Origin of the sequence: Microbispora sp. NPDC046973, from assembly GCF_040644495.1 — a bacterium.
Taxonomy (GTDB): Bacteria; Actinomycetota; Actinomycetes; order Streptosporangiales; family Streptosporangiaceae; genus Microbispora.
Window position 1 is genome coordinate 1 of the sequence record NZ_JBEYWQ010000062.1, and the last position, 18,262, is coordinate 18,262.

General features: G+C 68.0%; 23 protein-coding genes, 1 tRNA gene and 1 pseudogene. 12 read left to right on the forward strand and 13 right to left on the reverse strand.

All coding sequences use genetic code 11. The features are described 5' to 3' along the window. The 5 genes from ABZ860_RS42280 to ABZ860_RS42300 form a co-directional block, all read right to left on the reverse strand. Positions 1–290: heavy metal-associated domain-containing protein (locus ABZ860_RS42280; RefSeq protein ID WP_357232324.1), on the reverse strand; the 290-nt coding region annotated here is incomplete at its 3' end. Between the two features lie 352 nt (positions 291–642). Continuing rightward, positions 643–858 carry a heavy-metal-associated domain-containing protein gene (locus ABZ860_RS42285; RefSeq protein ID WP_357232376.1) on the reverse strand — a complete coding sequence of 72 codons (216 nt, stop codon included), beginning with the start codon at positions 856–858 and terminating at the stop codon, positions 643–645. 93 nt (positions 859–951) lie between these two features. Next, on the reverse strand, positions 952–2,241 hold the full coding sequence (locus tag ABZ860_RS42290) for an ArsB/NhaD family transporter (protein WP_357232327.1): 1,290 nt from the start codon (positions 2,239–2,241) through the stop codon (positions 952–954). Then, complete coding sequence (locus ABZ860_RS42295) at positions 2,238–2,675, reverse strand: CBS domain-containing protein (protein ID WP_357232330.1); 438 nt, start codon at positions 2,673–2,675, stop codon at positions 2,238–2,240. Before ABZ860_RS42295 ends, ABZ860_RS42290 begins: the two co-directional genes overlap by 4 nt. A gap of 117 nt (positions 2,676–2,792) precedes the next feature. Then, positions 2,793–4,124, reverse strand: coding sequence for an NUDIX domain-containing protein (locus tag ABZ860_RS42300; RefSeq protein ID WP_357232333.1), 1,332 nt, complete (start codon positions 4,122–4,124; stop codon positions 2,793–2,795). Positions 4,125–4,236: 112 nt separating this feature from the next. Here ABZ860_RS42300 and ABZ860_RS42305 point away from each other — a divergent pair, with 112 nt between their 5' ends. The 3 genes from ABZ860_RS42305 to ABZ860_RS42315 are packed head-to-tail and all read left to right on the forward strand — an operon-like array spanning position 4,237 to position 6,405. Next, positions 4,237–5,172 carry an aldo/keto reductase gene (locus ABZ860_RS42305; protein WP_357232336.1) on the forward strand — a complete coding sequence of 312 codons (936 nt, stop codon included), beginning with the start codon at positions 4,237–4,239 and terminating at the stop codon, positions 5,170–5,172. Between the two features lie 46 nt (positions 5,173–5,218). Continuing rightward, the gene (locus ABZ860_RS42310; RefSeq protein ID WP_357232339.1) at positions 5,219–5,545 is read left to right on the forward strand and encodes a metalloregulator ArsR/SmtB family transcription factor; all 327 of its coding nucleotides are present in this window, start codon (positions 5,219–5,221) and stop codon (positions 5,543–5,545) included. Then, positions 5,542–6,405 carry an SRPBCC family protein gene (locus ABZ860_RS42315; protein ID WP_357232342.1) on the forward strand — a complete coding sequence of 288 codons (864 nt, stop codon included), beginning with the start codon at positions 5,542–5,544 and terminating at the stop codon, positions 6,403–6,405. The genes ABZ860_RS42310 and ABZ860_RS42315 overlap by 4 nt, the downstream gene beginning before the upstream one ends. Before the next feature lie 18 nt (positions 6,406–6,423). Here the strand turns inward: ABZ860_RS42315 and ABZ860_RS42320 are convergent, their stop codons facing one another. From ABZ860_RS42320 to ABZ860_RS42330, 3 genes are all read right to left on the reverse strand, one after another. After that, complete coding sequence (locus ABZ860_RS42320; RefSeq protein WP_357232345.1) at positions 6,424–6,738, reverse strand: STAS domain-containing protein; 315 nt, start codon at positions 6,736–6,738, stop codon at positions 6,424–6,426. Positions 6,739–6,943: 205 nt separating this feature from the next. Next, entirely contained in the window at positions 6,944–7,765 is an 822-nt protein-coding gene (locus ABZ860_RS42325) for an SAM-dependent methyltransferase (RefSeq protein WP_357232348.1), read from the reverse strand. Positions 7,766–7,873: 108 nt separating this feature from the next. After that, on the reverse strand, positions 7,874–8,359 hold the full coding sequence (locus tag ABZ860_RS42330; protein ID WP_357232350.1) for an ATP-binding protein: 486 nt from the start codon (positions 8,357–8,359) through the stop codon (positions 7,874–7,876). 214 nt (positions 8,360–8,573) lie between these two features. Here ABZ860_RS42330 and ABZ860_RS42335 point away from each other — a divergent pair, with 214 nt between their 5' ends. From ABZ860_RS42335 to ABZ860_RS42360, 6 genes are all read left to right on the forward strand, one after another. Further along, positions 8,574–8,822 (forward strand): DUF397 domain-containing protein, encoded by a 249-nt coding sequence (locus ABZ860_RS42335; RefSeq protein WP_143734424.1) that lies wholly within the window; start codon positions 8,574–8,576, stop codon positions 8,820–8,822. 77 nt (positions 8,823–8,899) lie between these two features. Next, entirely contained in the window at positions 8,900–9,805 is a 906-nt protein-coding gene (locus ABZ860_RS42340) for a helix-turn-helix transcriptional regulator (RefSeq protein ID WP_357232353.1), read from the forward strand. A 143-nt stretch (positions 9,806–9,948) separates the two neighbouring features. Next, on the forward strand, positions 9,949–10,344 hold the full coding sequence (locus ABZ860_RS42345) for an ATP-binding protein (protein WP_357232356.1): 396 nt from the start codon (positions 9,949–9,951) through the stop codon (positions 10,342–10,344). A 304-nt stretch (positions 10,345–10,648) separates the two neighbouring features. Next, positions 10,649–10,768, forward strand: coding sequence for a DLW-39 family protein (locus tag ABZ860_RS42350; RefSeq protein ID WP_208802288.1), 120 nt, complete (start codon positions 10,649–10,651; stop codon positions 10,766–10,768). Between the two features lie 39 nt (positions 10,769–10,807). Further along, positions 10,808–11,524: an HAD family hydrolase gene (locus tag ABZ860_RS42355; protein ID WP_357232359.1), complete on the forward strand. Its 717-nt coding sequence runs from the start codon at positions 10,808–10,810 to the stop codon at positions 11,522–11,524. A gap of 153 nt (positions 11,525–11,677) precedes the next feature. Then, positions 11,678–11,750: transfer RNA gene (locus tag ABZ860_RS42360), tRNA-Ala, on the forward strand. Between the two features lie 77 nt (positions 11,751–11,827). On the opposite strand, the gene ABZ860_RS42365 is transcribed toward ABZ860_RS42360, so the two are convergent. Further along, positions 11,828–12,250: a type II toxin-antitoxin system VapC family toxin gene (locus tag ABZ860_RS42365; protein ID WP_357232362.1), complete on the reverse strand. Its 423-nt coding sequence runs from the start codon at positions 12,248–12,250 to the stop codon at positions 11,828–11,830. Continuing rightward, on the reverse strand, positions 12,247–12,567 hold the full coding sequence (locus ABZ860_RS42370) for a prevent-host-death protein (protein ID WP_357232365.1): 321 nt from the start codon (positions 12,565–12,567) through the stop codon (positions 12,247–12,249). Before ABZ860_RS42370 ends, ABZ860_RS42365 begins: the two co-directional genes overlap by 4 nt. Before the next feature lie 433 nt (positions 12,568–13,000). Here ABZ860_RS42370 and ABZ860_RS42375 point away from each other — a divergent pair, with 433 nt between their 5' ends. Then, the gene (locus ABZ860_RS42375) at positions 13,001–13,474 is read left to right on the forward strand and encodes a hypothetical protein (protein WP_357232382.1); all 474 of its coding nucleotides are present in this window, start codon (positions 13,001–13,003) and stop codon (positions 13,472–13,474) included. Positions 13,475–13,754: 280 nt separating this feature from the next. Here the strand turns inward: ABZ860_RS42375 and ABZ860_RS42380 are convergent. Next, positions 13,755–13,874, reverse strand: a pseudogene (locus ABZ860_RS42380) (hypothetical protein); the annotation flags it as partial. Between the two features lie 585 nt (positions 13,875–14,459). After that, the gene (locus tag ABZ860_RS42385; RefSeq protein WP_357232367.1) at positions 14,460–15,140 is read right to left on the reverse strand and encodes an FCD domain-containing protein; all 681 of its coding nucleotides are present in this window, start codon (positions 15,138–15,140) and stop codon (positions 14,460–14,462) included. Positions 15,141–15,182: 42 nt separating this feature from the next. Here ABZ860_RS42385 and ABZ860_RS42390 point away from each other — a divergent pair, with 42 nt between their 5' ends. Together ABZ860_RS42390 and ABZ860_RS42395 are read left to right on the forward strand one after the other, a co-directional pair. Then, the gene (locus ABZ860_RS42390) at positions 15,183–16,439 is read left to right on the forward strand and encodes an MFS transporter (protein ID WP_357232370.1); all 1,257 of its coding nucleotides are present in this window, start codon (positions 15,183–15,185) and stop codon (positions 16,437–16,439) included. 985 nt (positions 16,440–17,424) lie between these two features. After that, the gene (locus tag ABZ860_RS42395) at positions 17,425–17,730 is read left to right on the forward strand and encodes a hypothetical protein (protein ID WP_357232373.1); all 306 of its coding nucleotides are present in this window, start codon (positions 17,425–17,427) and stop codon (positions 17,728–17,730) included. Between the two features lie 428 nt (positions 17,731–18,158). Here the strand turns inward: ABZ860_RS42395 and ABZ860_RS42400 are convergent, their stop codons facing one another. Further along, a complete protein-coding gene (locus ABZ860_RS42400) occupies positions 18,159–18,260 on the reverse strand; it encodes an RICIN domain-containing protein (protein ID WP_357232379.1) in 102 nt (33 codons plus the stop codon). Between the last annotated feature and the right edge of the window lie 2 nt (positions 18,261–18,262).

The window sequence follows — 18,262 nt, forward strand, 5'->3', positions numbered from 1 at the left end:
CGCAACCCAGCAAGCTCATCCCCCGGCTGCTCACCTTCCTGCTCGGGCTTTGGCGGCTCGGGCAGCCTGGCGGTGTAGCCGGCCTTCTCCACCTCTGCCACCAAAGTCAGAGGGTCCAGGCCCTCGGGGACGGTCACCTTGGCCTTCTCCGTGGCGTAGTTCACCGTCGCGGTCACACCATCGAGCTTGTTGAGCTTGCGCTCGATCCTGTTCGCGCACGACGCGCAGGTCATGCCGCCAATCGAAAGCTCGACCACGCCCGACGGCCGGTCACCGGTTGTCGCCGGCATCACCACTCCTTCCTCTCGCGTCGTGCCCTCAACGGCTGCGCCCCGCCGCTTCCGCGTGAACCGTGAGGGCCGCGGTGCAGGCCGTCCCTGTGTGCGGGTAGTCCGGGAGCAGGCGGGAGTCCCCGCCGCTCGGCGCCGACGCGGCGAAGGTCGCTCCTTCCGTCGTCACGCCCTCGGGGTGCCACGTGCAGGCAGGCCGGCTCGGCCCCGCGGACCGGGCGGTTCGAGGTCGCCGAAGGGCTGCCGTCCTCGCTCACCGTGAACCCGAGCTTACTGACCCGGCCCGGCGCGAGGTCGGCCCTCATCGTCACCGGGGCTCCGCTCACCGTGCGTCCGAGCCGGGCGGGGGTGTTCACGAGACGCTCGCCACGTCATATCCGGCCTCCCGCACGGCCGCCACGATGGCCGCGTCGTCGACGCCGCCGTCGGTCTCGACCGTCAGCAGGCCGGAGGCGAGGTCCACCCGGACGTCGGTCACACCGGCGACCGCGCCGACCTCCTCGCTAACCGAGCTGACGCAGTGGCCGCAGGTCATTCCGGTGACGGTGTAGGTGCTGGTCATGACGATCACTCCGATAACTCGTGCCTCACTGACGAGAACACCATACCCCCCTACCGTATTTCCGCGTCACAAGGGGCCCTGTTGCGGGGCCCGCCCGGCCTACAGGAGGTAGCGCAGCCAGAGGTACGGCACGCACAGGGCCACCGTGACGACGGTGACCACCAGGCCATACTTGGTGAACTGCCAGAAACTGATGCGCGCGCCGTTGCGCTCGGCGATGCCGAGGATGACGACGTTGGCGGAGGCACCCACGGCGGTGGCGTTGCCGCCGAGGTCGGCGCCGAGCGCGAGCGCCCACCACAGCACGTTGTGGTCGCCGCCGGGCACGTGCTGCGCGAGGTCGGCCACGATGGGGCTCATCGTGGCGACGTAGGGGATGTTGTCCACGATGGCGGACAGTCCTGCCGATGCCCAGAGCAGGACCATGGCGGTCACGCCGGGCCGCCCGCCCGTCGCCTCCGCCGCCGCCCGTGACACCTGGGCGATCACGCCGGTCTCGACGAGCGCGCCGACCATCACGAACAGCCCGGCGAAGAACACCAGCGTCGGCCACTCCACCTCGCGCAGCGCGTCCTCGGTGGTGATCTTGGTGGCCAGCACGAGCAGCCCCGCGCCGAGCAGCGCGACGACCGACGGCTCGTAGTGCAGCACCGGGTGCAGCACGAACGCCGCGATGACCACGCCGAGCACGGACAGGCTCTGCACGAGCATGACCTTGTCCTGGATGGCCGCCCGCTCGTCCAGTTGCATGATCTCGGCCGCCCGCTCGGGGTCGTAGCGGAACGCCTTGCGGAACAGCAGCCGGCACAGTCCGATGAAGACCGCCGTCAGCACGATCACCAGTGGCGTGAGGTGGATGAGGAAGTCGTTGAAGGTCAGCCCGGCGCGGGAGGCGATGATGATGTTCGGCGGGTCGCCGACGAGAGTCGCGGTGCCGCCGATATTGGACGCCATCGCCTCGGCGATCAGGAACGGCGCGACCGGCAGGGCGAGCCGTTCGCAGACGAGGAACGTGACCGGCGCGATCAGTAGCACGGTCGTGACGTTGTCGAGCAGCGCCGACGCCAGGGCCGTGATCACCAACAGCAGCGCCATGAGGCGGAACGGCCGTCCCCTGGCGCGTTTGGCCGCCCAAATGGCGAGGTATTCGAACACGCCGGTCTGCCGCAGCACACCGACGATGACCATCATGCCCAGCAACAGGAAGACGACGTTCCAGTCCACGCCGGACTCTTGGGAGAAGAACGCCGAGTCGGCCGCCGTCGCGTGGACGAGCAGCATGATCGCGGCGCCGCCCAAGGCGGCCTTGACCCGGTGGACCTTCTCGCTGGCGATGAGGACGTACGTGGCGACGAAGACGATCGTCGCCACCCATGCGGTCACCGTCATGCGAGTCGCTTGAGCAGCGCGGAGAGCGTGACCGCGCCCAGCAGGCGGTCGCCGTCGAGCACCGCGACCAGAGGGCTGCGGGTGCGCGCCATCAGCGCGGCGACCTCGAGGAGCGTGGCGTCGGGATCGGTCACCGGGAGCTCGCGCGGCCGTTCCGGCATCGCCTGGCGGACCGTGCGTTCGCCCAACGCGCGGACGAAGGCGTCGGCGTGCGCCTCGTCGATCACCCGGGCCAGCGCGGGGTCGTCCTGGCAGTAGCGGGGCACGGCCAGGCGCAGCACCTGCGTGCCCGGCAGGATCGACGCCGGCGCCCCACGCTCGTCCAGCACGATCAGCCCGGGCAGTTCGCGCTCGGCCATGAGGCGGGCGGCGTCGGCCACGGGGGAGTCGAGCTCCACGGTGGGGAACGGCACTACGAGATCCCGGGCACGCATGCTCTCACCTGCCTGCCACGTGCGGCTGTGCTCACGTCTGCCTTCCGGTCGCCGTACGGTCCCCGGATAGGGGGGACCCCTTCGCCGACCAGACTTCCCGGCACGCCCCGAATCAGGCTATCGGCCGGACACGCCGTGCAAAAGCCCCGAAGAGGCGCGGCGGACGAATACCCCCTCGGCGTACGGCAGGCGTCCGAGCGACCCGGCCGGGAGCGGGACCATGCCTTCGGGGGCCTCCGTCAGCCGGGCGGAGAAGGCGAGACGGCGTCCGATGCGTCCCCGGGGGGAGACGTAGTCGTCCGCGCCGGCGAAGGTCGCCTCTCCCACCGGGGCGAGCCGTGCCAGCGCCGCCTCGACTCCCTCTCCCGGCAGCACGACCGTGGCGGGAAGGCGGTCGGTCTCGTCGTCGGAGTGGACGAGCACCGCGCCGTCGAGCCAGCCGGTCAGGCACACCGTGACCTCCTCGAACCCGGCGCGTACGGCCTCGGCCGCCAGATCGGCGGAGCCCGGGACGTCCCATCCGTGCAGGGAGAAGAGCGGCGACCCGGAGGCGGCCAGGGCGGCATCGGCGGCCGCGGGGAGGCCCGGCGGGGGCGAGGCGAGTGCCCGCCGCACGGCCTCGACGCCCGCCCGCGCGTACGGCACGGTCCGCTCGGGAAGCCCGTCGAGCGGAAACCAGCCCAGCTCGGCGCACTTGTGCGGCTCGGCGTTGACCGGTGTGCCGGTGATGGAGCGCGACACGAGGAACATGCCGATGCGAGCCGTCCCGCCCGCGTTGCGGTGGTGCATGACGTGGACCACCTCGCAGCCGTCCACCTCGACACCGAGCTCCTCGCGGGCCTCCCGCACGGCGGTGTCCACCACCGACTCCCCCTCCTCCAGGTGCCCGGACGGCATGATCTGCCACTCCCCGTCGCCGTAGCCGGTGCCGTGGCGGCGGCCGAGCAGCACCTTCTCGCCGTCCGTGAGCAGCAGGTGCACGTCGACGACCGGCCGATAACGGCCCGGGGCGTACGTGGCGGCGTCGAGCAGCGCGGGCAGAGTCCCGGCGTTCGCGGAGATGAACTCCCCCAGCTCGGGCGGGACCATGGTCAGCGTGCGCGCCTCCTCCGGGCGTACGCGCCGCACCTGGTGCAGGCCGATGTCCGGTTCGAGGAACTCCGGGCCGCTGCGGCGCGATAAATCGAGCGACACCAGCCGGCAGGCGAAGACCGTGCTCAGGCGGCCGGGCTCGACGAGGGTGAACACGTGCAGCGCCGGACCCGCCGTCGCTCCGAGCTCCTCGTCGAGCTCGCGGCGCAGCGCCGCCTCGGGAGTGGCGTCGGTGGGCTCCACCCCGCCGCCCGGCGTGACCCAGTACGGCTCCCGCCCCGGCCGCACGCGCCGGAACAGGACGATGTCGTCGCCGTCGAACAGGATGGCCCGGACGCTGTGCCGTACGGAGGTCATGTCCGGCATCCTCTCGCGGACGATCCGGCGTCCGCTGCCGAAGGGGGTCGAAATACGGTGGGGAGAGCTCTCCCGGCAGGGAGGGGTCACGTGAGAAAGGGATGCAGGGGCAATGACCGAAATGACCTATCGGCGGCTGGGCGACTCGGGACTCGTCGTCTCGGCTCTCGGTCTCGGCGGCAACAACTTCGGCCGCAGGATCGACCTCGACGCCACGCGCGCCGTGGTCGACGCGGCGCTCGACGCCGGCGTCACGCTGATCGACACCGCCGACATCTACGGCGAGTCGGAGACGCTCCTCGGCGAGGTGCTGAAGGGGCGGCGCGACCAGGTCGTCATCGCCACCAAGTTCGGCGGGGACGTGAACGGCGCCAACGGGCCCGACTGGGGCGCGCGGGCCTCGCGGCGCTACGTCCGCCTGGCCGTCGAGCGGTCCCTGCGCCGCCTCAAGACCGACTGGATCGACCTCTACCAGTTGCACTTCCCCGATCCGTCCACGCCGATCGAGGAGACCCTGTCGGTCCTGACGGACCTGGTGCGGGAGGGCAAGGTCCGCTACGTGGGCTCGTCCAACTTCGGGTCCTGGCAGGTCACCGACGCGGACTGGATCGCCCGCACCGGCGGCTTCGAGCGTTTCGTGAGCGCGCAGAACGAGTACAGCCTGCTCGACCGGCGGGTGGAGAAGGAGCTCGTGCCGGCGCTGCTGCACCACGGCATCGGCCTGCTGCCGTACTTCCCGCTGGCCAACGGGCTGCTCACCGGCAAGTATCGGCGCGGGGAGGAGCCGCCGGCGGGCACCCGCCTCGCCGGCCGGCCGCAGTATCTGACCGACGCGCGGTTCGAGGTGGTGGAGAGGCTGCAGGAGTTCGCCGACAGGCAGGGGGTGACCCTGCTGGACGTCGCGATCGGCGGCCTGCTCGCGCAGCCGGCCGTCTCCTCCGTGATCGCGGGGGCGACCCGGCCCGAGCAGATCAAGGCCAACGTCGCGGCGGCGGCGTGGCGACCCGACGAGGCGGCGCTGAAGGAGCTGAACGAGATCGCAAGCTGACAATATGCCCTTGTGGCTATATAGCTGATCGGGTATGTTCGAAGGCGTGTCAGTCACCTTCGACGTACTCGCCGAGCCCGCCAGGCGGCGCATCCTCGACCTGCTGCTCGAACGTCCCCGCCTGGTCGGGGAGCTCGCCGAGCGGCTCGGCCTGACCCAGCCCGGCACTTCCAAGCACCTCAAGGTGCTGCGGGAGGCCGGGCTGGTCCGCGTTCGCCGGGACGCCCAGCGCCGGTGGTACGAACTGTGCCCCGAGCCGCTCGCCGACATCGACGCCTGGCTCGCCCCCTATCGACGGCTGTGGTCGGAGAGCTTCGACGCGCTGGAACGGCACCTGGACGCGACGCCCGAACATTCAGAGGAGACATCGTGAACGCGACGCTCGGCATGGTCGACGGGCGGCCGGCGCTGCGCATGGAGCGCAGGCTGGCCCACCCTCCGGAGAAGGTCTGGCGGGCGGTCACCGAGCCCGACCGGCTCGGCCAGTGGTTCCCGTTCACGGTCGTCGAGTTGGACCTGCGGGTGGGCGGGACGATCACGTTCGAGGGCGGCGGCATGACGATGGCCGCCGAGATCACCGAGCTCGACCCGCCCCGGCTGTTCGCCTTCCTCCAGCACTCGCCGCGGGAGATGCCGCGCGAGGGCGACAACCTCCTGCGCTTCGAGCTGCTGCCCGAGGAGGGCGGCTGCCTGCTCGTCTTCACCCAGGTCTTCCACGACCGGCCGGCCGCGGCGAGCTACGCGTCCGGCTGGCAGGTCTGCCTCGACGCCCTGGAGGCGGTCGCGGGCGGACGGCCCGCCGAGTGGCCCGAGGGAAACTTCGCGCACCTCCATGAGGCGTACGTGGAGGCGTTCGGGCTGGCCGAGGGCACGGCCGAGCGACTGGGCGAGCGGGCGGGCGGCGGCTGGCGGGTGCGCTTCGAGCGCCAGCTCACCCGGCCGGTCGAGGAGGTCTGGTCGGTCGCCGGCGCGCCTGCCGCGACGCCCGGGGCGCCGGTGCCCGACGGCCTCGGCGAGGGGATCGTCACGGCCGTCAGGAAACCGGCGGCCGAGCTTCCGGCGTACGTGGAGTCCGGCGAGCAGGGCAGGCACGTGCGCTGGGAACTGTCCCAGGGCACGGGGCACGGCGCCCGGCTGGTCGTCACGGAGACCGGTCTGCCCGACCCCGCCGGGCCCTTGCAGGCGTGGCGGGACAGGATGGAGACGCTCGCGCGGCGGCTGCTGCTCGCCTGAGCCCGGCGGGCGCGCCCGTCACTCGTCGAGCATCTCCAGGAGGCGGCGCAGGTAGGGCGGCACGTTGCGCAGCTGAACGGCGTCGCCCGCCGCGGGGGACGCCGGTGCCAGCAGAGCCCGCAGCCCCGCCAGGTCGATGAACCGCAGCGCGCCCGTGTCGATGGTGATCTCGCCGCGCTCGTACCTCGCCTCGGCGAGCGCGGTCGCCAGGGCGGCGCTGTTCGAGACGTCGACCTCACCCTCGATGATCACCGAGGATTCCACGGGGGACCACCTGACGCTGAGGTAGGTGTCCGTGTAGAGAACGCCGCAGTGGCCGCCTGCTGAGTTCATGAGACGCACCGGCGCGGCGAACCGGCGCGCGACGCGTTGCCCGCCCGTCTAGGGCGAATGTTTCCGGAGCAGGACACGGTGAACGTCGTCACGGTCCCACCTCCTCGCTGGAAGTGGAAATACTCACCGAGCGTGGCCGCCCGACAGCGCATCTGTCAATGGTCGGCCCGTTAATATTCAACGAAGATCAAAGGTTTGGCGCTTCTCACCGTTTGCGGCCGACACCGCCGACCGCCCAGACCATGTCCTTCGGCGGTCGCAGCTCGCCGGGCTCCGGCCGCCAGTCGGGCACCTGGACCAGGCCGGGCTCCACCATGTCCAGGTCGCCGAACAGCGGCAGGATCTCGGCCCGGGTGGGCAGCCGCAGGCGGCCGTCGTCCTTGACCGCCCATTCGTTGGCGAACAGCAGGGCGAGCTTGTCCGTGACCTCCGGGCGGAGGTCGGAGATGGCGTGGCTGATGACCATGTAGCTGCCGGGTGCGATCGCCTCGCGCAGGCGGGTGGTGATGGCCAACGTCAGGTCGTCGTCGTTGATCGCCGCCAGGACCGAGACGAGCAGGACGCCCACGGGCTCGTCGAGGTCCACGAGCTCCCGCAGCCGTGGATGCGTGAGGATCGAGTCGGGGTCGCGTACATCCCCCTGGATCACCGCGACGCTCTCGTTCTCCTCCACAAGCGCCTGGCCGTGGTTCACCACGACGGGGTCCTTGTCCACGTAGACCACGCGGGCGTCGGGGGCGCACTCCCGTGCGATCTCGTGCACGTTGCCCTGCGTCGGCAGGCCGCAGCCGATGTCGACGAACTGGCGGATCCCGGCGGCGGCCAGGAACCGTACGCTCCTGCCGAGGAACTTGCGCCCCTCGCGGCACATCAAGGGAAGCTCCGGCGCGATCAGCAGCGCCGCCTCCGCGGCCTCGCGGTCCGCGGCGAAATTGTCCTTCCCGCCGAGCCAGTAGTCGTAGACCCGGGCCTCGTTCGGGACGGACGGGTCGAAACCCACAGGCTCGACCGGGGGGAAACCCGGCATGATCCTCCGTTCAGCCCTGATGACCGATATTACCGGTGCAAGACGGGCCTGAGTGAGGATCGTGCGCGTTTCCCGATTACGGCTTTCCGGACATTGCCGGCCGGGAAATCAGCGGTAGCCGGCGGCCTCGGCCGTGAAGCCGGCCCACACGGCCTTGCCCACGGGACGGAGCCGCGCCCAGCCCCACATGCGGCTGACCCCCGCGACGACCTGCAGGCCGCGCCCGGTCTCCGCGACGTAATCGGGCTCCCGCAGCACCGGCGCGTCGTTGCTGGGGTCGGTGACCATGCACAGCAGCGCGCGGGACGAACGGAACATCAACAGGCGCACCGGCAGGGGATGGATGGCCTGGTGTCGCAGGCCGTGGCGCAGCGCGTTGGTGACCAGCTCGCAGACCGCGAGCGCGGCGTCGTCGGCGACGTCCTCCATGGACCAGGTCCGCAGCACCCCGGCGGTGAAGTGCCGCGCGGTGCGCGCGGCGAGACTCTCACGGTGGAACTCGTGCACCGCCACCTGGGGGACGCCGCACGGCTCCTCGTCGCAGGTCCAGGGCCAGCGCTTGCCGTCCGGAAAGACCTGCTCAAGCGTGCCCAACCACGGATCCCGGGCAACGCTATCGGCTTCTGCGAGGGAAGCGCGGTCTGTCCGATAACCAGTCATTGAGAGCCTTATGAGGTTGATGTCGACCATGTGGCGGGATGACTCAGTAAGTCATACTGCTCCCATTGATGCTCCTGTGCAAGTACAGATGCACGTGCAAACGCACGAATGTCGCCGGTTGGGCTCCGATTCCGAAACGAGGCGCCCCGTGTCCGTGATCTACAACGGAATGCCCTCATCTCACCTGGGGCAGCAGGCCTGGCGCAAGAGCCGCCACAGCAATCCGAGCGGCAACTGCGTCGAGATCGCCGCGCTGCCCGACGGCCGCGTGGCACTGCGCAACTCCCGGCACCCCGCCGGACCGGCGCTGATCGTTCCTCTTCAGGACATGGCCGCATTCCTCCGCTCCGCCAAGGAGGGCGAATTCGACGACCTTCTTGGTGAAGTGGAGAAATGATCTCGCCACTTGCGCGGGGCGACGTGGCGAGTATCGTGAACGTGGCGTAAACATCGGTGCACCTCAAAGGACCCCATATGACTGCGGCCCCTAGCGAGGGTGTGCCTCACCCGCTCGACCTGGCGGCACGGTCGCGCCGCAGTCCCACTGTCCTGCGCATTCTGCTCGGCACCCAACTGCGGCGGCTCCGCGAGAGCAGGCACATCCGCCTTGAGGAAGCCGGCCACGCCATCCGCGCCTCCCACTCCAAGATCAGCCGGATGGAACTCGGGCGCGTCGGATTCCGCCGCCGTGACGTCGCCGACCTTCTCACCCTGTACGGCGTCACGGACGAGAGCGAGCGGGAGGCTCTGCTCTCGCTCGTCGCCCAGGCCAACGTCCCCGGCTGGTGGCACAAGTACGACGACATCCTGCCCTCCTGGTTCGAGGCGTACGTCGGCCTGGAGCAGGCCGCGAGCGCCATCCGCTGCTACGAGGTGCAGTTCGTGCCCGGGCTGCTGCAGGCCCCCGAGTACGCCGAAGCGGTCGTGCGCCTCGGCCATCCCGACGCGTCAGACGAGGAAATCGAGCGCCGTGTCCGGCTGCGGATGGACCGCCAGGAGGTGCTGGTCCGCCCGGACCCGCCCATTCTGTGGGCGGTGATCGACGAGGCCGTGCTGCGGCGTCCGGTGGGTGGGGCCGCGGTGATGCGGGCCCAGATCGAGCACCTGCTCGAGTTGATCACCCTGCCTCGTGTAACGCTCCAAATAATCCCGTTCAGCGCCGGCGGGCACGCGGCCGCCGGAGGGCCGTTCAGCATCCTGCGCTTCGCGGGGGTCGGCCTGCCTGACGTCGTCTACCTCGAACAGCTCACCAGCGCCATCTACCTGGAGAAACGAGAGGACATCGACCGCTATCTCGCAGTCATGGAACGCCTGTGCATCCAGGCCAAGCCGGCGTTGGAGACCAAGCGGATGCTGCAGCAGCTCATGACGGAGCTGTGACGATGCGCTAGCGTCACGTGCGCGACCTCCGCTACAGCACGCCCGCAGGAGACGGTGGCGCAAGCCGTACCGGAAAATACGTGTCAGGTGCGCGTGGGCGGTTAATGGAGTAACTACCACACCGTGGGGCAAGCAGGAGGGCGGTGAGAACCTTGGCGGGCAGCCTGCTCAGCCTGGAGTTCGACCGAAGTTCGGTCACCAGGGTGCGGCATCTCGTCATGGTGTCGGCGCAGGAGGCCGGGCTCGAGGGCGTAGCCCTGGAGGATTTCGTGCTCGCCGTGCACGAGGCGGTCACCAACGCCGTCCGGTATGGCTCCCCGCCGAGGGGGATCGCCATGTGGCGGGAGGCGGGGGTGCTGGTGGCCGAGATCACCGACAAAGGTCCCGGCATTCCCGACGAGGCGCTGGAGCGCGAGGAGTCGGCGACGCGGTTCGACTTCGGGGGACGTGGACTGTGGCTCATGAATCGCCTGGCCGACCTGGTCGTGCGTACGGGGGCTGAGGGAACGACGATCCGCCTCTGCGTGACGCTTCCCTGATCGACATTTGACTTCCGCTGAGAGCGGAGCACGGGCCGCCTGACCGAAACCAGGCTTCCCCATCTCCCCGAACCCCTTCTGCAGGCAGGGTTAGCGCCGCTGCGAGCTGGGCACTTCTGATCTCGCCGCCCCGCCGCCTGGGATGGACGGCGGATCAGGCTCGCGAGCCGTAATCATGATTTTGGTGCACCGAAATTTCGGGCAATCCGGGTCGGACGCCGAAGCCTTGCTAGGCTGCAGGGAACCGTAGAACCGGGCGTTGTCTCACCCGGCAGGTGAGACCGTCGAGAAGTGGGGTCACACCGTGAAGAAGCTGCTTGTTCTCGCTCTGGTCGCCGTCGGCGGGCTTCTGGTCTGGCGCAAGGTGCAGGCCGACCGTGCCGAGCTCGACCTGTGGACCGAGGCCACCGGCAGCGAGAACTGACCACCAGGGATGGTGCTTGATCGTGGCAAGGGTACGGGAATGAGCCCCGTGAAGCTGGCCTGTCTTGACATGGCCGGGACCACGATCGGTGACATCGAAATGGTGGAACGGGCGTTCGCCGAGGCGATCGCCACGCAGGGCATCGTCCCCGGGACCAGTGCCTATGCCCGTGCCATGGTGCATGTGCACAGGTCCCGGGGATGTCCCAAAATCGAAGTCTTCCGGGGCATCTTCCCCGGCAACGAGGCCCAGGCGCAGGCCGCGAACCTGACCTTCGAGCGCTCCTACGAGGGAGCCATCGAACGGACCGGTCTCGTGCCGCTGCCGGGGACCGTGGAGGCCATCGCGAAGCTGCGCGACGCGGGCCTGAAGATCGCCCTGATCACCGGCTTCAGCCGTGCGACCCTGGGACGGGTGCTGAGCACCCTCACCTGGGTCGACATGCTGGACCTCGCGCTGTGTCCCGAGGACGCCGGACGCGGCCGCCCTTACCCGGACATGGTGCTCACCGCCGTCCTGCGTTCCGGTATCGACGACGTGCGGCAGGTCGCCGTGGCGGGCGACTCCGAGAGCGACATGCTGTGCGGCCGGCGCGCGGGCGCCTCGATCGTCGCCGGAGTGCTCACCGGCGTCCACAGCAAGGACCGTCTGCTCGGCGGCGGCGCCACTCACATCATCGAGTCCATCGCCGACTTCCCCGCGCTCGTCCTCGGCAACGAGGTCGGCGCCTCGCCGGTGGCCACTTCGGCCTCCTGACCGCCTATTGGTTCCCCCTGCGGGTCATCACCGGCGCCGAGGGCCACGTGGGCGGCACGACCCGGTATCGAGTGGCGCTCGGGTGCGGGCTGTTGCTACGGTGTACGCACCGGCGGCCTGTGGATCTGCGTTTGCGCAGTTCGCACCCGCCACGGGGCCTTAGCTCAGCTGGCAGAGCGCCTGCTTTGCAAGCAGGAAGTCAGGGGTTCGAATCCCCTAGGCTCCACCCACTCAACAGCCCAGGCCAGGGACCGTTTTCCCCGGCCTGGGCTTCGGATTGATTCCTGCGAGCGAAAGCACGTCTCAGGTGCCGTCCCACTGTGGTCGAGTGACCGGAACCACTGTGAGCAGATGATCCAGGCCCTTGAAGTCCTCTGGGTTGCAGGTGTAGAGCGGGAGCTGGTTGGCAATGGCCACGCAAGCGATCAACAAGTCGGCTGTGCGGGGACGCGGGTTGCGGCCTGAGGCGATGGCAGCGGTCCAGAGTTGGCCGTACTCGCGGGCGGCGGTTTCGTCGAAGGGAAGTGGGTCGAACTCAGCCTCGGCGGCCTGCAGGATCTTCATCCGCTGAGCGAGTTCCTGCGGCCCGGACGCCACGAGCACGCCGACCGACAACTCTGCCGTTGTGATGGCGCTGATCATCATCTCGTCGGGTAGCTCATCCGGGTCGATCCCAGCACGCAGGATGAGGATGTTGGTGTCGAGCAGCCCTTGCGTGAAAGTCACTGCCCGCCCTCGGTGAACTCGCCTCTGCCGTACGCGCGATCGTAGGGGTCGTAGAGATCGTCGTTGGCGTGTCGGTCCATGTCCTCGCGGTACTTCCGGTCGTCGAGACGCGGCATACCTCGGGACATCGCGGCGAACTCCGCTCGCGAAACGGCCCGGCGTCGGCGACGTATCGGCACGAGGTCGCCGATGTGGTGACCATTACGGGTCACGGCGTACCGTTCCCCGCGTTCCAGCCCATCCATGATCTCTGCAGAGCGGTTGCGGAGATCGCGCTGCGAGATCTGATGGGAACGTTCAGGTTCAGAGATGCTCACCCTACGAGCGTAGGTTGGTGTGCTATGCGGTGCCACCAAGTAGCACTACGCTATACATCGTCGGATGTGGGGGCCGCAAAGTCGGGCCATTAGCGGGCCATTAAGGGCGGTCAACAGGGGGTACTCACGGCCACTCGCGGACGACTTCTCGCCCAGGTCGGGGCCGTTTCCCCTGGTGATAAGGCCGATTTGCAAGCAGGAGGTCAGGGGTTCGAATCCCTAGGCTCCACCCCACGTCAAAGGCCACCTCTCATGATCGGGAAGTCGCCTTTTGGATTTCGTACAGCAGCGAAATACAGCAACGACCTCGGTTGATCAGCTTCGGATCGTGCAGTGCTTAGTCCTGCGGGATTGGGAAGCCGTACAGGGGCGGGTCGAAGGCAGACGGGAAGATCAGGGCGGGGCGGCTTGCGAGGTCGTTAAGATCTCGGTCATGAAGGGCCGAATCGCCGCGCTTGTCGTGGTAAGTACCATCGCCGTGGGCGCGCTCATGGTTGGCGGGTCTGTCCTTCTCAACCGGTTCGGCTCAGGATGTCCGCCACGGAATGAGCAGCTCGCCGGCGTGCTGGCATCGCTGTCCATCTTGGGTGTGCATCCGCCCACTGCGCAGTCGGCGGCGAGTAACTTCGGATGCGAGGAAGACGACGGGTATGCGCTCGCATGGCAGAGCTACAAGACCGGAGACTCGCTGCGTTCGGTGGAGGAGTTCTATACCCGCGCAGCGCTAGAGGACGGGTGGACCCCACAAGACGAAGCGTTCGCGGAGCTGTGCTTTACCAAGATGGTCTTGGGCACCAAGGCGTACCTCTCCGTCGCGCCCTTCGACCCGTACAAGCCCGAATCAGGGAGCACCTACACCATTGAAGTGGTCGCAACTCGGGACGGTGACATGGACATGGGGTGCTGAACGAACTCCGTGGCAACCGTCGGCTGTGCAGCATTGGAATACAGCAACGTCGCCTATCACGATCGCGTCTCATCAGCTGGTATCTATCGTCCGAGCAGGACGAGGAGGCTCCTACATCGTGACTGGCTCCCGTTTGCAAGCAGGAAGTCAGGGGTTCGAATCCCCTAGGCTCCACCCACTCGAAAGCCCAGGCCAGGGAACCATTTCCCCACCCGGGCTTTGATCGTTGGTCGGCCTTCGCGCTCTTCCGTGCCCGTTGCGCTCTTGACACACTTTTGCCCTCTTGCTCGGCGCGGGCCCTCGCTCGTTCACGCAACTCCTCGGGGAGTCTGAAGGAGACTCTTGGGGAATGGGTGCCCTCGCCTGTGAGCGATGGGCGTCCGGGGCGACTGGTCGGCACGGGTACGCGGCCTTCGTCGATCGCGCGGTGGACGTCGCCGATTGCGTCCCGTACGTACTCGTAATTGATCGGGTTGCCTGGCGTCGTGGATCTCTTCGGAGCTGTCGATGTCGGAGTCGTGGTCCAGAGCCAGTTCGATGTCTTCGGGTGGCCATGCTGCCTCGTACTCAGTCAGGCGGTTGCGCCCTGGGTGTCGGCAGCTACGAAGAGGACGGGGTGGATCAGGGGCGCGCGCCCGCCGACAGGTCGCGGGAGCGATCGCTGGGCCATTGGCGGGCCATTAAGGGCGGTCAGCAGGGAGTAGTCACGGTCACTGCGGGCTGCCTGGCACCCAGGGCGGGGTCGTTGTCCATGGTGATCAGACCGATTTGCAAGACATCGTCCACCGCCTCCTTGTCCGCCCCTCTAGACAATGGCGGCCGGCCTACAACAAGAACTGTCTAGGGGTTATGCGGAGGACCATGGCTCCGAATGGTCTGTCTATGGGGGTGGACGAGTTGTCGGCATGATCGCCGGCCTGCAGCGCTTCGCGTTGCGGGGCATCGTCAGAGACGCCTCGCCCGAGCGGGGAGGCAATCGTGTGGTTCAGCGCATGAAGGGTTTGAAGATGGAAGCCACCTTCGTGGCAGCACGGTCAGCGTCCCCATCCGCGATTGCCTCGACCAGCTCGTGGTGGTAGCGGTGTGCCGCGTCCTCGTCCTCGCTCTTCTCGTCCCGCATGTGGGCAGCGAAGACGTCGAGCATGCTGGAGTACAGCTTGACGTAGAGAGGGTTGTGCGTCGCTGCCACGATCGCATTGTGCAGGGCGAGGTCCGCGCTCGCTCGCAGGTCGAGATCATCGGTCGACCAGCTCGCTTCTCGACGGTCGCGCAGCTCGCGCAGCAGTTCGACGTCGGCATCCGAGCGGTTCAACGCGGCCAGTGACGCGGCAGCGCTGTCAAGGGCAAGGCGTAGTTCCAGGTAGTGGCGACGGGTGCCACCGGCGAGCTGACGTTCAAGAGTGCCTGTCAGCTCGGAGCTGGAGATGACGAAGGTGCCGCGGCCCTGCTCACGGCGCAGCAGACCTGCGTGCACCAGCGACTGCACCGCCTCGCGCACCGTGTTCCGGCCGATCCCGAACTGCGACACCAGTGCGGCCTCGGTCGGTATCCGCTCACCGACCGGCCAGCGTCCAGAGGCCACCTCCTCGCGGAAGCGCTCGGCAGCCTGATCGATAAGTCCCACTCGACGCATCGGTTGTCGCGTGTCAGACTCTTCGTAACTCATCCCATAATCCCATCATCTGCTGACCTTACACTGGAGTATAACGTGACATTGCTCTCTTCATCGCTCGTTCCGTTACGCCGTAGGCGCCTGACCTTGTGGGCCTGGTTCGCCATCGCCCTGACAGCGGTCAACCTGCGAACGGCCGTGACCGGGTTCACTCCGCTCCTGGAGATCATCGGATCCGATCTCGGCTTCGGGGTGACGCTGTCCGGCCTGCTCGGCACTGTGCCAGCGGCGTCCTTCGGCATCTTCGGGTTTCTCGCCCCAGCGGTGACGAGGAAGTTCGGACTCGAGCGCACGGCCACTGTGGCGCTGGGCCTGACGGCTCTGTCGCTCCTGATGCGCGCCTTCTCTCCAACGCCCTCGTTGCTGGTCCTTTCGACCGTGCTGGCACTGGCCGGAATCGGAGCCGCGAACGTCGTGGTCGTTCCGTTGGTGAAGGCCTGGTTCGCCGATCGACTGGCCCTGGGGACCTCGCTTTACCTGATCCTCATGCAGGCGGGCCAGTTCATCGCCCCGCTCCTTGCGGTCCCGGTCGCAGAAGCGGCGACGTGGCGGCTCTCGGTAGGTATCTGGGCGGGACCAGCTGCTGTGGCTGGTGTGGTCTGGCTCGTGCTGACAGTCAGGCTGCCCGCCGATCACCACGCGCCCGCGGCCGTGACGGCGACCGATGCGGGACCGAGGATCAGCCGATCATCGACCGTCTGGGGCCTGGTGATCCTCTTCGCGATGATGTCGCTGTCCAACTACGCGATCATCACCTGGGTCCCGGCGGTGCTCACCGACGCAGGAGGCAGCGCGGCCCTGGGCGGCTCCATGGTCGCGCTCTACTCGGCATGGGGCATGCTCGCGGCCTTGGTGGTTCCACACCTGGCCACGCGCATGATGAACCCGTTCATCGTGGTCGTCGGGTGCGCGATCTTCCTGGTAGCGGGATACCTGGGCCTGCTCCTGTCCCCGCTCGACGGCACGCTGATGTGGGTGTGCGCGCTGGGAATCGGGGTGAGCACCTTCCCGCTCTGCATGACCCTCATCAACCGTCGAACCAAGAGCCCGCAGACAGCCTCTGCCGTGTCGGGCTTCGTTCAGGGCATCGGCTATGGGCTGGCGTGTTTCGGCCCGATCGGTCTGGGCCTTCTGCGCGAGGCGACCGGATCATGGTCGGTCCCACTCCTGGTGCTCGCTGCGACCGCCATCCCAGGGGTGATCGCCGGCTGGTTCGCTTGCCGTCCTCGCTTCGTGGAGGACTCTGCGCCGCAGCCGACGAAGCGCGACGCTGACCAGCAGGCGCGACGATAAGAGTCATACGTCGAACAGATCCGAATTCGTGTCAGCGGCCGCATGTCACCGAGTACATACAGCGCCACCGAGTAGCAATTTGGTACCAGGAACGATTTCATCGTCAGGCATCGCCTGAAGATGCTCGGCAGAGATAAGACACGACGGCCGGGCCATCAGCCCCCACTCAAAAGCCCAGGCCGGGGACCGTTCTCCCCGCCTGGGCTTTGATCGTTAATCGGCCTTCGAGCTTTCCGCGCCCGTTGCGTGCCCGATCCATTCTTGAGTAGTCCTCGCGCGAGCCTGTCGAGGCGGCGCCGCACCGCGGCGCATCGCCCGCCCGCCGTCCGGGCGGTGCGGCGAGGGCACCGGCCCCGGCCGCCGGCGGACTTCGGGCCGCCGCCGCACCCCAACCGCCTTTCATGGTCGCCTCACCGTGGCCAATCGCCGTACGTGGCGGGGGGATCGACGATCCAGAACTCCGTTCCTCAGCCCTGGCTCACCGGGCAACTAGTCTCCGGCAACGAGCCGTATCGCGCGACCCCTCGTACCCGCGTTCCGCGTGATTCGCTGGTACTAGCGGTCTCGGCGAGTTCAACTTGCAGGTCAAAGCATCGGGGCTGCCCTCAGGAGCCGAGAATGCCTGGAGACCGATTATCTGGATTCGGCTGCGCCCGCCCCGGAAATAGCTCGTACTTTCAGGGAGCACGAATTAGGCCGGGAGGCGAGCGCTGGTCACCATCCGTGCCATCCTCGAGCTGATCGCGCGCACGACCACTGGAGACCGGAGTGGAACTGCACCGTCGGGTGTGGACGGGCACGGAAACCGGCTTGTACCCAAAATCAAAGATCAACTGAAGGAGTAATTCTTCGCAGTGCCCTTAGCCATGTGCTCCACCATGAGGACAACGGTCGCCAGATTCTTGTGACCAAGCGGTCAATACCGCCGCTATATCGATTTGCGCTAACTCTATGTTGATAGTGCCCGTCCCTCGTAAGGAGAAGCATGCGAAAAGTCACTTGGCTCCGCCCGCTCGGCCTCGTCTCAGCGGTGGTGGCGGTGGGCCTGGCGACCACGCCCGTGGCCGCGCACGCCGACGGCTATGACACTCCCCGCAGCGCCACTGCTCAAGGGGCGGGCAGTACCTACGCGGCCGGGTTGGCGGCGGCCGAACAGCGGGCCCGGCAGGCCGTTCTCGCGGTCGGCCACGACTGCACCCCTGGGACCTACAGCACGCTGATGATCTATTCCTCTCCGGGTGGCGGCACATGGGTCTTCCAGTCCACCCACAACGCGATGTGCGTCGACTGATCGAGTTTCACTAGGCCGGCCTCCGCCGGGGTTGCCGGGGCAGGGTGACCCGGCTGCCCGCGGCGGAGGCCGTTCCGCGGTAGGTAGGACATCACCACGGCATCTAGGCGGAAGAGGTCCGGCAAGCCATCAGGGGTGTGGGACTCTACGCTCTTCGCGTCTGTCCCGTATCGGCTCGGTCTCTCTTTCGATCGGTAGGTCTGCGGGATGTGCACGGGATCACCACCGACCAACCTCGAACGCCTGGCTTGGCAGGTCGAAGCCTTGGAAAGCCGGGAGAAGTATCGTCCAGGCCCTGCTGGCAGCCGGTCCTGGGCCCAGCCCTTGCACCCGTGCATCGCCACCAGGATGCCCAGGCGGGGCGAGGGGCTGTCGGGCGTGGCCTGCGGTGCGACTGAATGTTCCGCACCGCAGGCCACAGGTGCGGGCTAGCTGTTCCAGGTCCACTTCTGGTTGGTGCCGCCGTGGCAGCTGTAGAGCTGGATCTTGGTGCCGTTGGCGGTGCCGGCTCCGGTGGCGTCGAGGCACAGCC